We start from the raw sequence: 289 nt of genomic DNA on the forward strand, positions 1-289 counted from the left end.
CTGAAAATGGACGCGCGCTGTGTGGGAGGCCACAGCCTCACCCAGCTCACGTCCGTGGCCCAGTACGTGGCCGAGCTCTGCAAAGTGTCGGTGCCGGCGCACCATCCCTACACCGGCTCTTCGGCCTTCGCCCACAAGGGTGGCCTGCACGCGAGCGCCATTGCGCGGTTTCCCGCCGCCTACGAGCACGTGAGCCCGGCGGCGGTGGGCAACGCGAGCCGCACGGTGGTGAGCGAGATGGCGGGGAAGGCCTCGCTGCTCGCGAAGGCGAATAACCTCGGGTTCGACC

General features: G+C 68.9%; 1 pseudogene. It reads left to right on the plus strand.

Annotated elements, in window-relative coordinates:
* Window positions 1–289 (plus strand): annotated as a pseudogene (locus tag NE591_RS15430) (citramalate synthase); the annotation flags it as partial.

It is taken from the genome of Adlercreutzia sp. DFI.6.23, from assembly GCF_024462535.1.
Classification (GTDB): domain Bacteria; phylum Actinomycetota; class Coriobacteriia; order Coriobacteriales; family Eggerthellaceae; genus Adlercreutzia; species Adlercreutzia rubneri.